Source organism: Bacillus sp. B1(2022), from assembly GCF_040259625.1.
Lineage (GTDB): Bacteria > Bacillota > Bacilli > Bacillales > Bacillaceae > Bacillus > Bacillus velezensis.
The window spans coordinates 1-14,633 of the sequence record NZ_JANIFO010000001.1; the positions used below are offsets into that span (position 1 = coordinate 1).

Annotated in this window: 15 protein-coding genes; 13 read left to right on the forward strand and 2 right to left on the reverse strand. The window is 49.2% G+C overall.

The genetic code is table 11. From position 1 onward, the window contains the following. The first annotated feature begins 148 nt into the window (after positions 1–148). Positions 149–1,150: an LLM class flavin-dependent oxidoreductase gene (locus tag NQS30_RS00005; RefSeq protein WP_015240815.1), complete on the forward strand. Its 1,002-nt coding sequence runs from the start codon at positions 149–151 to the stop codon at positions 1,148–1,150. Positions 1,151–1,191: 41 nt separating this feature from the next. On the opposite strand, the gene NQS30_RS00010 is transcribed toward NQS30_RS00005, so the two are convergent. Continuing rightward, on the reverse strand, positions 1,192–3,603 hold the full coding sequence (locus NQS30_RS00010; protein ID WP_218791414.1) for a S8 family peptidase: 2,412 nt from the start codon (positions 3,601–3,603) through the stop codon (positions 1,192–1,194). Positions 3,604–4,128: 525 nt separating this feature from the next. Here NQS30_RS00010 and NQS30_RS00015 point away from each other — a divergent pair. The 5 genes from NQS30_RS00015 (at position 4,129) to NQS30_RS00035 (ending at position 8,674) form a co-directional block, all read left to right on the forward strand. Next, positions 4,129–4,443, forward strand: a complete 315-nt coding sequence (locus NQS30_RS00015; RefSeq protein WP_003150952.1) for a hypothetical protein — start codon at positions 4,129–4,131, stop codon at positions 4,441–4,443. Between the two features lie 23 nt (positions 4,444–4,466). Then, positions 4,467–5,297, forward strand: a complete 831-nt coding sequence (locus tag NQS30_RS00020; RefSeq protein WP_012118737.1) for a PRD domain-containing protein — start codon at positions 4,467–4,469, stop codon at positions 5,295–5,297. 219 nt (positions 5,298–5,516) lie between these two features. Further along, positions 5,517–6,899 carry a sucrose-specific PTS transporter subunit IIBC gene (locus tag NQS30_RS00025; RefSeq protein WP_007614557.1) on the forward strand — a complete coding sequence of 461 codons (1,383 nt, stop codon included), beginning with the start codon at positions 5,517–5,519 and terminating at the stop codon, positions 6,897–6,899. Then, the gene (locus NQS30_RS00030; protein ID WP_015240813.1) at positions 6,896–8,335 is read left to right on the forward strand and encodes a sucrose-6-phosphate hydrolase; all 1,440 of its coding nucleotides are present in this window, start codon (positions 6,896–6,898) and stop codon (positions 8,333–8,335) included. The genes NQS30_RS00025 and NQS30_RS00030 overlap by 4 nt, the downstream gene beginning before the upstream one ends. Before the next feature lie 63 nt (positions 8,336–8,398). Continuing rightward, a complete protein-coding gene (locus tag NQS30_RS00035) occupies positions 8,399–8,674 on the forward strand; it encodes a hypothetical protein (RefSeq protein ID WP_042635591.1) in 276 nt (91 codons plus the stop codon). Positions 8,675–8,705: 31 nt separating this feature from the next. Here the strand turns inward: NQS30_RS00035 and NQS30_RS00040 are convergent, their stop codons facing one another. Further along, positions 8,706–9,518, reverse strand: a complete 813-nt coding sequence (locus NQS30_RS00040; protein WP_003150959.1) for a bifunctional hydroxymethylpyrimidine kinase/phosphomethylpyrimidine kinase — start codon at positions 9,516–9,518, stop codon at positions 8,706–8,708. Between the two features lie 149 nt (positions 9,519–9,667). Here NQS30_RS00040 and NQS30_RS00045 point away from each other — a divergent pair, with 149 nt between their 5' ends. The 7 genes from NQS30_RS00045 (at position 9,668) to NQS30_RS00075 (ending at position 14,615) form a co-directional block, all read left to right on the forward strand. Continuing rightward, the gene (locus tag NQS30_RS00045; protein ID WP_003150960.1) at positions 9,668–10,006 is read left to right on the forward strand and encodes a PadR family transcriptional regulator; all 339 of its coding nucleotides are present in this window, start codon (positions 9,668–9,670) and stop codon (positions 10,004–10,006) included. Continuing rightward, complete coding sequence (locus NQS30_RS00050; RefSeq protein WP_124692673.1) at positions 9,999–10,634, forward strand: permease prefix domain 1-containing protein; 636 nt, start codon at positions 9,999–10,001, stop codon at positions 10,632–10,634. Before NQS30_RS00045 ends, NQS30_RS00050 begins: the two co-directional genes overlap by 8 nt. A 44-nt stretch (positions 10,635–10,678) precedes the next feature. Next, a complete protein-coding gene (locus tag NQS30_RS00055; RefSeq protein ID WP_124692674.1) occupies positions 10,679–11,206 on the forward strand; it encodes a hypothetical protein in 528 nt (175 codons plus the stop codon). Positions 11,207–11,290: 84 nt separating this feature from the next. Next, the gene (locus tag NQS30_RS00060) at positions 11,291–12,097 is read left to right on the forward strand and encodes a glycosyltransferase family 2 protein (protein ID WP_015418477.1); all 807 of its coding nucleotides are present in this window, start codon (positions 11,291–11,293) and stop codon (positions 12,095–12,097) included. Positions 12,098–12,111: 14 nt separating this feature from the next. After that, positions 12,112–12,795: a uracil-DNA glycosylase gene (locus tag NQS30_RS00065; RefSeq protein ID WP_025285453.1), complete on the forward strand. Its 684-nt coding sequence runs from the start codon at positions 12,112–12,114 to the stop codon at positions 12,793–12,795. A 59-nt stretch (positions 12,796–12,854) separates the two neighbouring features. Next, entirely contained in the window at positions 12,855–13,277 is a 423-nt protein-coding gene (locus NQS30_RS00070; RefSeq protein ID WP_124693157.1) for a YwdI family protein, read from the forward strand. 18 nt (positions 13,278–13,295) lie between these two features. Further along, positions 13,296–14,615, forward strand: a complete 1,320-nt coding sequence (locus NQS30_RS00075; protein WP_012118730.1) for a purine/pyrimidine permease — start codon at positions 13,296–13,298, stop codon at positions 14,613–14,615. The last annotated feature ends 18 nt before the right edge of the window (positions 14,616–14,633 follow it).

Genomic DNA, 14,633 nt, shown 5'->3' on the forward strand with positions numbered 1-14,633 from the left:
GACCGGGAGAGGTTTTTTTATGTTTCACGTGTAACATATTTCGACAAAATGGAACAAGGTATATAAATGTTTATCATCAGGGATGCTTATAAGCATACAGAAAGAAAAAACGGCTTAGCAGTGGTACGATGTTGATGAGGTGACAGTGATGATTTCATTAAGCATATTAGATCAATCTCCTGTATCAGAAGGGAGTTCCGCGGAAAGTGCTCTGCGGAATACAGTAAGACTGGCGCAGGAGGCGGAAAAGCTCGGATATAAGAGGTTTTGGGTGTCAGAGCATCATTTTTCAGAGCGGTTGGCGGGTTCAAGCCCTGAAGTGCTGATCAGCCATATTGCGGCGAAAACGAATGAGATTCGTGTAGGCTCGGGCGGTGTCATGCTTCCGCATTACAGCGCATATAAGGTGGCGGAGAATTTCCGCGTGCTTGAAGGGTTGACGCCGGGCAGAATCGATCTCGGATTAGGGAGAGCGCCGGGCGGAATGCCGATCGCATCATGGGCGCTGAATGACGGCGGGAAGCGTAACGCTGATCAATATCCGCAGCAGCTTCGTGAGCTGGCGATGTATTTGCATGATGCAGCCGACGACAATCACCGTTTTCCGAATCTGACCGCATCACCCCTTATTAAGACGGCGCCGGAAGTCTGGCTTCTCGGTTCTTCGGGGGAAAGCGCGCTTCTGAGCGCAGAAATGGGAGCAGGCTATATGTTTGCTCACTTTATTAATGGAGAAGGCGGGGAAAGCACGTCAGCACAATATAAGCGCAGATTTAAACGTTCTGTATTAGGAAAAGAACCAAAAACAGCCGTGGCGGTGTTTGTGCTGTGCGCGGACACGGAGGAGAAAGCGGAGGAACTCGCGGCCGTCATGGATTATACGCTGCTTGCGGGTGAACAGGGGATTCCGCTTCACGGCGTACCGTCTTACGAAACCGTCCGCGGCAATACGTACACACCGTATGAACAAAGACGAATTGCCGATAATCGGAATCGAATGATCATCGGAACGAAGCAACAAGTGAAAGAACAGATTCTGGCTCTCAGTAAAGCATACGGAACGGAAGAAGTGATGGCTGTGACCATTACTCATCACTTTGAAGATAAACTTCAGTCATACCGGCTGCTTCGTGAAGCTTTTGCCGAATGATCAGAAAGAAACCCTGCTGATGCTCCAGCAGGGTTGTTCGGTTATTCAATGATAAAAGGTTTTTCAGTCAGCACCTGGCTTGATTTCCCTTTGTTCGCGGCATAGGCCAGCATATAATATTCTCCTGCCGGCAGTGCGGTGTCACCATTGACTTTGCCGTTCCAGTCGAAATATTGATAGCCTTTATCCTGCTTTTTGTAGATGCCGGCTTGGCCGACAAAGTCAAGATTGCTGTCATATACAAGGAAGGCAAGCTCTTCGGCTCCCGCCGGAAGATAGGTTTCAATTTGGTAGGTTCCCTGCGTTGTGCCGTCCTGCACGTCGATTGACGTCACGCGCGGATAGTCCGGCTCTTTTACAATCAGCAGCGTCGGCACTTTTGCGACTGTTTTTCCGCCTTCTCGCACTGTGACGGTTCCCTCATAGGTGCCTGCCTTTACTTTTTTGGCATTGACCTTTACTTTCGCATTGACCTTTCCGGTTTGATGAGCGGGGATCACGACCCGGTCTGTGCCCGAAACGGTAATGCCCGTGCCGTTGAAAGAGTACTCGAGCTGATATGATTTTCTGATGGACGATTGGTTTTCAATCGTAAAGGTTTCTTTTTTCGTTTCATTGCCTTTGTCTTTCATAAACGTTCCGTAAGAATAACTTCCCGGGGCGACAAGGGAGTCTGCTTTGATCGCCTTCATGATTCTGATGCTTCCGGCGCCTTGCGCATTATGCGGGTATACGTCACCGTCCGCGTCCGTTAAGGTTTCCGCCGTGTTCATGAGAGCGGCTTTTATTTGTTCCGGGCTCCATTTCGGTTTGGCCTGCTTGATGACGGCAGCTGCGCCGGCTACATGCGGGGAAGCCATGCTCGTTCCCTGCTTCGATCCGTAGCCGTACGGGTCGGCCGGATCATGGGTCGGAATGGTGCTGACGATGTTTACGCCGGGAGCGGAGACGTCAGGTTTAATCATCCACGTGTCCATAACCGGACCGCGTGACGAAAAGTCTGCCATTTGTTCAGTGAGCGATTTAGCCACGGATAAATTGAATGTCGCTTTTGTGCCGCCTGCTTTTAATTGGCTGACGAGTTTTTCGCCGTCTTCTGATGAAAGCTTAATCGTCGGTACGGACATGCCCGGTACGTTGGCTTCAATTTCTCCCGGGGCATTGTTATACACAACCATACCGATCGCGCCCGCTTTTTTGGCGTTGTCTGCTTTATCCACAAAGGCGATGCTGCCCCGTTTGACGACAGCGACTTTTCCCTTCAGATCTTTGCCTTCAAAATCCTTTTGCTCGCCGATACCCGCCTCTATGAGCTCTGTTTCTTTTTTATTCAGTGCTTTTATGTCATCTTCTTTGTTGTAGCCCATTACTTTCGCTGAGGAATAGGAACCGAAGGACACGGCGTACTCGTTCAGCGGCAGCTGGGTCGCTCCGACGGAGATGGCTTCTCTGGACGTTCCCGGAGAGCCGACGGTCCAATTGTTCGGTCCGCTGTTTCCGTTTGATGTAACGGCCGTGACGCCTTCTGACATAGCCCAGTCAAGCGCCGTGCTTGTCGCCCAGTCTGGGTTATTCACAGAATTGCCGAGAGAAAGGTTCATGACATCCGCTCCGTCCTGTACGGCGCGTTCGATGCCGGCGATGACGTTCTCCGTTGTTCCGCTTCCGCCCGGACCGAGCACACGGTAGGCAAGGAGTGTAGCATCGGGCACGACGCCTTTAATCGTTCCGTTTGCCGCTACCGTGCCCGCGACATGGGTTCCGTGGTCAGTCGACGCGCCTCTCGGATCACCGGACGGCGTTTCTTCAGGATCGTAGTCGTTATCCACAAAATCGTATCCTTTATATTGTCCGAAATTTTTCTTTAAGTCAGGGTGTTTATATTCGACACCGGTGTCAATAATGGCAACCTTGACGCCTTTACCCGTATAGCCGAGCTTCCACGCGTCATTTGCCCCTATATAAGGCGCGCTGTCATCCATCTGCGGAGACACGGCATCCTTAGATAGGGTGATGTCTTTATCTTTGAGCTGATCGGTATGATAGGTGACATTCGGATAAACCGCTTTGACATCCTGATCACTCAGCAGTTTGGGGATTTCATTTGCCGGGAGTTTCATGGAGAAGCCGGAAAACACTTGCTCATATTCCCTGTTGATTTTTCCGTGTTTAATGGTTTTGAGCGCTTTCTTTTTCACTTTTGCGCGTTCGCTTTTCAGCTTGCTTTTTGTCTGTGCTTTACCGAGTTCCTTTGCTTCCGCCAGTGACTTTTCCTTCAGCTCCACGATGACTGTCGTTTGTTTGCCGGTGGTCATATCAATGTCACCGAACACCTCAGCCTTCTCAAGATCAGGAGTTTGCGGTTTTGAAGCCGGCGCAGCCTGTGAACTTGTGGATAAGGTAAAGGATAAGACAAAAGCCGGAAGCAGATAACGGATGATTCCTTTTTTCAATCGTGTTTCCCCCTTTTTCTTTATCTAAATTAGAAATCTAGTATATATTTCTTGAAAATTCAAAATAATCCTTGTGACATATGACTCATTTATGGAAATTGGTCTGTGAATAAGGAGGGAGTTATACACAGAATCCTGTGTATAACTGAATAAATTTGTGTATATATATTGTTGGGAACGAGTGTTCCTATACAAAATATAGATCGAGTTTGTGGATATGTGGATATACCCTGTGTTTAAGCTGTGCTTAACCAAGGGATAAGGTGTGTATAACTTTTTTTATCGGCTTTTCCATTTTTCAGGTCATTTCCATCAGCTTTCAACAAAACTTCTGAAAACTAGTTTGTTTTTTCACTCATATTGTGACAAACAATTCGCCCGGACGCGTCTATCATAGAGTCATAGGGTTGCTAGACCCGCTAGTTTTTAGCGGAGAAGGATCGGCCGCCTTTTCCGTTAAAGCGGAGAGAAAAACAGGCCTGCGAACAAGCTGTCTGTCAAAAAGAAGCGGAGGGATGATTTGCAATGAAACGTTTGCTAGTATCTTTACGGGTGTGGATGGTCTTTCTGATGAATTGGATGGCGCCGGGTAACGGAAGATATCCATTAGCTGCCGTGTACGGAAACCAAGCGGCTTATCATAAGAAAGCGAAGCGGACGGCTGGGGCTTTTTCGTTTGTGAGCCGTGTCCGATCGGCGGATTTGACCGATGAAACGAAATCGGCCCGCGGCAGGCTGGATAAAAACCGATGGATGCCTGTCCGCAAAGAATTGCCGAAACGGGAGCGCGCGGGTCCGGCACCTTTACATCATATGAAAAAGAGGGTACAATCCCACTAAACATATGAACGGGAGCGAACCTCTTGAGAATAGACAAAGTATTAAATAACAATGCGGCGTTAATAAAAGAAGACGGACGGGAAAAGATCGTAATGGGTCCCGGAATCGCTTTTCAAAAGAGAAAAAATGATGTGATTCAAAAACATAAAATTGAAAAAATATTTGTCGTGCACGACGAAAATGAAAAGTTCAAACAAGTGTTAGAAACGCTTCCCGAAGAGCATATAGAGGCGGCTGAAGATATCATCAGCCATGCGGAGGGAGAGCTTGCGGCACCTTTGAGCGATCACATCCACATTGCGCTGGCGGACCATTTATCCTTTGCGATCGAAAGGATTCAAAACGGCCTTCAGGTGCATAACCGATTGCTTCATGAAATTAAGGCGCTTTATAAAAAAGAATATGAGATCGGCCGCTGGGCGGTTGAACACGTGAAACAAACCCTCGGTATATCATTGCCTGATGATGAGGCGGGGTATATCGCGCTTCATATCCACACTGCCAAGGCGGATGCCAAAAGCATGTATTCGGCGATGAAGCATACAACCATGATCAAAGAAATGATCGAAAAGATCGAATCCTTTTTCGAACAGAAGGTGGATGAAGACAGTATTTCCTATCAGCGCCTCGTCACGCACTTACGGTATGCGGTCAGTCGGTTGGACTCAAATGAAGCACTCCATTCCATGGACGAGGAGATGCTTTATTTCATCCAAAAAAAGTATCCGTTTGCTTATCGGTGTGCGCTTGAACTGGCGGCGTTTTTAAAAAATGAATATGATTTGGAACTGCCGGAATCCGAGGCCGGCTATATTACGCTGCATGTCCAGCGTCTGCAAAAAAACCCGGAATAACGCGTCTGTTTCGAGAAACAGACTTTTTTTTTGAAAACATATTGACGAAAGCGCTATCATGAAATAGAATGAAAGCGCATTAAAAAAACTGAATCCGGCGGGATTGTGACTGGTAATGCAGGCAAGACCTAAAATTTGCTTACATGAAAAAGGGATTATGCTGACCTTTTTCGTTGGCGAATTTTAGGTCTTTTTTGATTTTAGAAAGGGGGATACATCATGAATTATCAAGAAACGGCAAAACAGCTTATCAAGCATATCGGAGGGGAATCAAATATTATCAGCGCGACACATTGCGCGACGCGGCTCAGGCTCGTCATTCAAGATGAACAGAAGATCAGCCAGGCCGGCATTGAAGAAATAGAAGGCGTAAAAGGGGCTTTCAGCAGCTCGGGGCAATATCAGATTATATTCGGCACCGGCCTCGTGAATAAAGTATATGACGCTTTTTCAAAAGAAGCCGATTTGGGGCGGGAGGATCGTGAGACACATCAGGACGCAGCGAAAAAAAAGCTGAATCCGGCCGCAAGATTTGCGAAGACACTGTCTAACATATTCGTTCCCATCATTCCGGCTATCGTGGCAAGCGGACTTTTAATGGGGCTGCTCGGCATGATGAAGGCTTTTCACTGGGTGTCTGAACAATCGTCGCTGTTTAAGCTTTTAGACATGTTTTCAAGCGCGGCGTTTATCTTCCTGCCCGTATTCATCGGGTTCAGCGCGGCGAAGGAATTTGGCGGTAATGCCTATCTCGGTGCCGTGCTCGGGGGAATTATGATCCATCCGGCGCTTTTGAATCCGTGGGGGCTTGCGGATGCATCGCCTGATTTTATGCAGCTTTTCGGCTTCGACATTGCGCTGCTCGGCTATCAAGGGACGGTCATCCCCGTACTGTTAGCCGTTTACATTATGAGCAAAGTGGAAAAGGGCACGAGAAAAATTGTGCCTCACGCATTCGATTTATTGGTCACGCCGTTTGTCACGGTGATTGTCACAGGATTTATCACCTTTATCGCAATCGGTCCGCTTGGCAGGGCGATCGGATCAGGCATTACCGTCTCGCTGACATATGTGTATGATCATGCGGGCATTGTTGCCGGACTGCTTTTCGGCGGTCTTTATCCGCTTATTGTGCTTACCGGTGTGCATCACAGCTTTCATGCGATTGAGGCCGGCCTCATCGCTGATTTGGGCAGAAACTATATCCTTCCTATCTGGTCGATGGCGAATGTCGCTCAGGGCGCGGCGGGACTGGCTGTATTTTTTCTGACGAAAAAAGCGAAAATGAAAGAAATCGCTCTGCCGGCCGCATTTTCCGCTTTTCTCGGTGTAACCGAACCAGTCATTTTCGGTGTGAACCTAAGATACCGCAAGCCGTTTATCGCGGGAATGATCGGCGGAGCGCTGGGCGGAGCCTATGTCGTGGTGACCGGTGTCGCCGCCAATGCCTACGGTCTGACCGGAATTCCGATGATTGCCATCACGGCTCCGCTCGGTTTAGGAAATCTTATAAACTATCTGATCGGAATGGGCATCGCCTCTGTCTCGGCGTTTATTGCCGCTTACATTATGGGAGCTAAAGAAAAGGAGGCCGTCAAATGAGAACACCGGATCAAGAGCTGCGCCTGCAGGCTGAGGAAGCGAAAAAGAAGCGGGGAGAAACAGCCGCGTCAGATCCATACCGCCAGAACTATCATATTATGCCGCCGGTCGGGCTTTTAAATGATCCGAACGGCGTGATCCAATGGAACGGCGTATATCACTTGTTTTTTCAATGGCAGCCATTTCATACGGGGCACGGCGCGAAATTTTGGGCGCATGTGACGACGAAGGATTTCGTTGAGTGGAAAGAGGAAGAAATCGCGCTTGCGCCGGGTGAGTGGTATGACAAAAACGGTTGCTATTCCGGAAGCGCCATCGAAAAAGACGGGCGGCTCTGCCTGATGTACACAGGCAATGTCCGTGACGGAGAAGGCAATCGGGAAACGTATCAATGCCTCGCCGTATCCGAAGACGGGATCGTATTTGAAAAAAAAGGAGTCGTCGCGCGTCTCCCGGTAGGCTATACCGCTCATTTCCGTGATCCGAAGGTTTGGAAGAAAGACGGAGCGTATTACATGGTGCTCGGCGCGCAGACAGAAAAGCTCACCGGAAGCGCTGTATTGTTCACATCAGAGAACTTGACGGATTGGACGTTTCTCGGTGCGATTGCGGGGGCGGACTCCGGCGGTCTCGGGTCATTCGGCTATATGTGGGAATGTCCCGACCTGTTTTCCCTTGACGGAACCGACGTGCTGCTCGTATGTCCGCAGGGGCTTGAAGCCGAAGGGATAGAATATCATAACAGCCACCAGGCGGGCTATTTCCTCGGCAGGCTGCATACAGAGCCGCCAGAATTTAAGCACGGTGAATTTACGGAGCTTGACAGAGGATTTGACTTTTACGCGGCGCAGACGCTGGAAGATGATAAGGGACGGAGGATTCTGTTCGCGTGGATGGGCGTTCCGGATCAGCATGAGGACAAACATCCGACCCATGCGTATCACTGGATTCACTGCTTAACGATGCCGAGACAGCTGTCACTGTCCAACGGCAGAATCATACAGCGCCCGCTTTCGGAAATGAAATCACGCCGCACGGATGAACAAAAGCACCGTCTTCAATTGAATTGCTCGTCTGTAAGCCTCCCGGTGAAAGATGCGTCCCGGGCTGAAGTGCTGCTGGAGGACATCACTTGCGAATCCGGTTTTGAAATCTCAATTCGGGGCGCAGCCCGGTTTATATTTCATCAGGAAGAGGGGCTGGCTGTGCTGGAGCGCACCGCTTTCAGCGGAGAAGAAAAAGAAAAGAGAAGCTGCGCCATCAGCGAGGTGCATTCCGTGCAGCTCTTTCTGGATGCATCCTCGATTGAATTGTTTTTGAATGATGGAGAAGAGGTATTCAGTGCCAGATATTTTCCTTTCCCGGGAAATGATGACGTAACCGTCACTTCGGCAGGAAAAACGGAAATAAATGGCTCAATTTGGGCACTTTTGTAGAAAATCGTTCTTTTTTCTTATGTGAAACCTATGCCATCTGTGCTATTCTTCAAACGAAAGCCTATGATTCCAGGAATAAAAGGAGTTGTTTTCTCAGTTTTGAAAAATCAGAAGATGACGCCGAAATGTTTACTTGTCAAAGCCGCAGAGCAAGTGGAAGATAAGCGGGAAGAATATAAAGAAGTATTGCTTCAGCTGAATCGCATGCTCAAGAGAGCTGAGCCGCACAATGAATGGAGTGATCGGCTGATGCATACTTATGAACAGATGAAGGAATATGCGCTGTTTGTGCAGTCTATTGAGATGTTTTTGCGGTCATCCGCGAAAAAAATGAAATAATCCCCCTCGGGTAATGAGGGGGATATTTATTTTATTTTCCGCTAAGACGCATCGCCGAATGTTTAGTCGGTCCGATGTATTGGTTCAGCGGGAAGGATTCTTTGATTGCCGCGGTGATAAATTCTTTTGCCGCATAGATGGCTTCCTTCACTTCAGCGCCTTTGGCCAGTTCTGCCGTAACGGCGGCGGAGAATGTGCATCCGGCTCCGTGCGTGTAAGGTGTATCAATCATTTCGCTTTCTAATACTTCCGCGGTTTCTCCGTCATACAGCACGTCGATCGCTTTTTCATGTTTCAATTTGCCTCCGCCTGTAATCAATACATATTTCGCGCCGAGTTCGTGAATTTTCTTGGCCGCTTCTTTCATGTCTTCCACCGTTTTTAATTCATCCATACCGCTCAGCTGGCTTGCTTCAAACAGGTTTGGCGTGATGACGGTTGCCAGAGGCGCCAATTGGGTGCGAAGCGCTTCGGCATGCTCCGGATACAGCACTTCGTTCGCTCCTTTGCAGACCATGACAGGATCGATAACGACATTCTTCAGCTGTTTTTCTTTAATCGTTTTCGCCGCAAGCTCTATGATCTCCACGGTAGGGAGCATTCCCGTTTTCATGGCGTCTACGCCGATTCCGTCAACAATCGTCGCCAGCTGTGCGCGAATCGTATCGGCATCGATCGGAAATACTTGATGATCCCAGCTGTTCTCCGGGTCCATCGCTACGATCACGGTCAAAGCCGTCATTCCGTATACGTTTTTTTCTTGAAATGTTTTTAAATCGGCCTGAATTCCTGCGCCGCCGCTGGAATCAGAACCGGCAATAGTAAGTGCTTTGTGCATTGACATATCAATGGCCTCCATCAGTGTTTTATATCTCATTATAGTTAGATTTTCTTCCGATCACAATACGGAAGGCTTGGAGGAATGATTTGACAGCCGCGGGGGATGTGCGTACAATACCTACATAAGATTACTAGGTAAGGGTGAGAAAATAAATGCTCAACAGGGAGCTTGTAAAGGGGAGCACGGTCATTCTGGTGCTGACGCTGCTGAATGAACGGCCCATGTACGGGTATGAACTTGTGAAAGAAATGGAGAAAAGAAGCGGGAATGAACTGCAAATGAAGGAAGGCACGCTGTACCCATCGCTTCATAAGCTTGAACGCCAAAGCTATATTTCTTCTTACTGGGAAAAGCAGACCAAAGGGCCGGACCGAAAATATTACCGGATCACCGATGAAGGAAAAAACATTCTAGCCGAACGGACGAAGGAATGGAATCTGTTCTCTGCTCTGATGGACCGGATGCTGAAGCGGGGCGGGCAGAATGGATAAAGACCTTTATGTGCAGGAAATCAGAAAAGGGCTGGAAGGCAAGGCCGGAAGCCGTGAATTATTAAAAGAAATCGAAAGCCATATTCATCATGCCATTTGTGATCATCTGGAAAAAGGCAAAACCGAAAGCGAAGCGATGGAGCTTATTCTGCGGGAAGTAGGGACTCCGTCTGAGATTATCTCTGCTTTTCAAAAAGCTTCGGCGGTGCCCGCGCGGACTTTTATGCTCTTTTATCTGTTCTGCAACTGCGGTCTTTTTGTGATGGGGGCGATGATTACGATGATGCACGCGTGGAGGATTCATCCCGCTGTTGACGCGCTGTGGAAAGGGATTTCCGTGTCAGTATGGCTGATTATGATCGGTTATGTGCTGTATTGGTTCCAAATCGGCTATCAAGCTGGCAAAGAGTTCGGGGCTGGCGGCAAAAAGCTTGCTGAGCGGACGGTATGGGCTTCAATGGTGCCGAATCTATGTTTTATGTTTGTCTTTTTGTTCAATCTGGTTCCGGCTGGGCTGTTTCCTTCGGCGGTCACACCGAGTTTTGCGGCAGTATGCGCCGTTGTGACGGTATGTTTTCCGTTTTGCGGAAAAATAGGTTTTTACGCAGGCAGGCAGAGGCTTGCCTGATCTTTTTCACTATATACATAGGGAATCTATATAGGGGTGTTAAAATGAGATTAGGTTCGTGGATGTACGGCGCGTGCGCCCAAATAGCCGTTACCGTATTTACCGTCTGCGGCTTGGTTCTTGCATTGCCCGTTGTAAGTCTTTTTATTATAGTTCTGAATGGGATGCAAGACGCTATTTTTGTTGTTTTCAGTATTTTGCTTCTTCTATTGTTTTATGCGCTGGGATGGATTTGGGCCGTTTCGTTTGCGCGTGAGTGGAAGGTGAAACTTTTCGAGCTGCAGATCAGTTCGCTCATTCCGCTGGCGGGTATATTATACTTGTACATTGACAGCGGGGTGAGTATACCGGAACTGATTCATGATTGGCATGAGGATGGATGTGCGCTTGTCCCGCCGGCTTTTGTCTGCTTGTGCACATGCTATGCGATGGTGTTGGTGCCTGTTTATCAATCAAAACTTTGGAACGCCATGGAGGCGGGCAGACTTAATGCCAAGGCGGTATGCACTGTTTGGGGAGACCTTCTGATCATTCTCGTTTTGCTGGCAGGCATGACCTGGATTTGTTTCTGAATGGGCCGAAATCAAAAATCCCCCCTGATCTCTCCGCCGCTTTATGTTTTAATAGAACATGAGAAAAAGCAGAAGGAGCGGGTCATGAATATATCAATTGTCATAGTCACGTATAACCGGATTCCGGCTTTGTGTGAGCTGCTGGAGTCGATTTCCATGCAGACCATAAAGCCTTATGAAGTGATCATTGTAAATGATGCCGGGGAATCGGCCGAACAAGCGAAGCAGCTGTACAGCGATCTGCCGATTCAGATTATTGATTTAGAACAGAATGCCGGACATGTGGAAGCGCGGAACGCAGGTGTGAAAAAAGCGTCGGGTGATTGTATCATGCTGTGCGATGATGATGATTTCATTACGCCGGGCCATTTGGAAAGAATGGCGGCTGCACTTGCTGATGCGGATTTTGTCCATTCTGACGCGGAAATTGTGTCATTTGAAGAACGGGGCGGCACGAGATACCCGGTGTCACGAAAGCCTTTCGCCTATACGGCGGATTATGCAGATATGCGGGTATTTTCCACGTACGTTCCGTCAGGCAGCATGTACAGGCGTTCTCTGCATGACACGTTAGGGTATTTTGATCCGGATGTCCATAATTATTGGGACTGGGACTTTTATTTGCGCGCTGCAAAACAGCACCGTGTGAAGCGTGTTCCTTGCGCGAGCGTCATATATGCGTTTTTTGAGGGAGGCGGCAATCAGTCCGCGGATCTCGGCGGCAAACGGAAGAGGTACTTAGACCGGTTAAGCGAAAAGCACGGGCTTGGGGAGCTCCCGACGAAAAACTTCGCGGTTCTTCTTGAAGAGCCGGACATGAAGAGGCGGGAGGCGCCGACTGACATTGTGTGGGACGGAAAGCCCGTCCATTCAAGACTGCACAGTTCATAAGGGGGACGGACAGTTTGAAACAGCTTTTAAAAGACAGCTGGTGGAATCAGCTGAAAGATGAATTTGACAAACCGTATTATCAAGAGTTGAGAGAAATGCTGAAACAAGAATACAGCAGCCAAACGATTTATCCTGAAAGCCATGATATTTTTAACGCCTTGCATTATACGCCCTATGAGGATGTAAAAGCGGTCATTCTCGGACAGGACCCGTATCACGGGCCAGGACAGGCGCACGGGCTTAGTTTTTCCGTTCAGCCCGGGGTCAGACAGCCGCCGTCTTTGAAAAATATTTTCATAGAGCTTCAGGACGATATCGGCTGCTCCGTACCAAACCACGGATCGCTCGTCAGCTGGGCGAAGCAGGGAGTGCTTTTGTTAAACACAGTGCTTACGGTTCGCCGCGGTCAGGCCAATTCCCACAAGGGCAAGGGATGGGAGCGGCTCACTGACCGCATCATTGATGTGGTGAATGAAAGAGAGAAGCCGATTGTCTTTATCCTATGGGGGCGTCACGCGCAGATGAAAAAAGAGCGCATTGACACATCGAAACACATTATTATTGAATCGACTCATCCGAGCCCGTTTTCGGCAAGGAACGGTTTTTTCGGGAGCAGACCGTTTTCCCGTACAAACGCCGCCCTTGAAAAAATGGGGGAGCAGCCGATCGATTGGTGCATCCCCGACCTGCCGCAATAAACGGTTTTTTTGAGGCGCTTCCGCCCGGCGGAAGCGTCTTTTTTGACGTTCAGGGCGATATGCCGTCAGAAAAAATAACAAACTCAATTCTGCGATTCGCTCAGAAATTTGATAAAATGCAGGAAGAAGACAAATTACTGCTGGAGGATTTACTCATGAACATACATATCTCTGCTTTGATTCAGAAGATGGAAGAAGAACTGAGGCAGGCGAAAACGGCGACCCGCACCGAGGAGGTCAAAATGCACGCGGCCGCTATCCGCTCTCTGTGTGATGTCGTGCTCGGCACTCAGACGCACACCGCTCCGGCGCCTGTGCAGAATCCGATTCCGAAAGCGGCGCTGAAACCTTCCGCGTCTCCTTCGACAGACCCGCTGTTGCTTGAAAAAATGATGGGCAGCGCCGGGCTGAACCAATATCAGAAAAAAGCGAAAGACGAACGTGAGGAAGACGGAAACGGGGATTCCATTTTCGATTTTTAACAGGAGAGGTTGATTGACTTGAAACTGATACTCGGGGGTTTGCAATGGACGGCATTTATGATTGCGGCTGCGATTGTAGTTCCTGTCGCCATCGCACAATCATTTCACTTGAACCATGCCGATTCTGCCGCATTGATTCAGAGCACATTTTTTGTGCTTGGCGTCGCCGCGGTCATCCAATGTCTCCAGGGACATCGTCTGCCGATTAATGAAAGCCCGGCAGGCTTATGGTGGGGCGTATACACGATTTACGGCGGACTGACTGGCACGGTGTTCGCGACATTCGGCGAGACGCTGCGGGCGCTGCAGGGGGCGCTGTTATTAAGCGCTGTCTTTTTCTTTTTGTTCAGCCTTTTTAAAGTGATTGAACGGCTGGCCGTGCTGTTTACGCCGGTTGTGACCGGTGTGTATCTGCTGCTGTTGGTCATGCAGCTGAGTCAGCCGATTGTGAAAGGCCTTTTGGGCATCGGCTATTTAAAAAACAGCGTCGACGGCCTTGTATTCGGGCTCGCCATGGTTGTGACGGCGGCGATGTTCATCATGTCCCGATCGAATGTTACGTTCTTAAGACAGTATGCGATTCTCCTTTCGCTTGCCGGCGGATGGATCTTATTCGCCGTCTTCGGCGCTGCCAAACCGATTCAAATACCGGACCGCGTGATTCAGCTGCCGGCTCTTTTTCCGTTTGGAAAACCCGTGTTTGACAGCGGCCTGATTATTACGTCACTCTTCATTACCGTGCTTTTGATTGTCAACATGCTCGCGAGCATCCGGGTTGTAGAAGCGGCGGTGAAAAAATTCGGCGGCACCGTCGGGAAGCGGCGTGAGCGTCCGGCTGGGTTTGCGGCTTCGATCAGCCACCTTTTGAGCGGACTGTCAGGGGGCATTGCGCCTGTGCCGATTTCAGGGGCGGCCGGTTTTATTGAGACGACGAAGCTTCCTTCGAAAAAGCCGTTTCTTTTGGGAAGTGTATTTGTCGTGATCATCAGTATGATCCCGCTATTTATGAATGCGTTTGCGAGTCTGCCCTCACCGGTCGGCTTTGCGGTAAACTTCGTCGTTTTCTCCACGATGGCCGGTCTCGCCTTTACGGAGTTTGACTCTTATGAGAGAGAGGAGCAAAAACGAATCCGCTCCATTATCGGTCTGGCGCTCCTGACGGGGGTCGGCGTAATGTTTGTGCCGGAGAGCGCGTTATCAGGGATGCACCCGATCCTGATTTCGCTCTTAAGCAACGGTCTTGTGCTCGGGACGCTGCTGGCGATAGCGATTGACCGAATCCAGCTTATCAAAAAGAAAAAATCCGACAATCTCGTGTCATCGGACGGCGGACGTTGAATTTTGCCGATGTTGGGT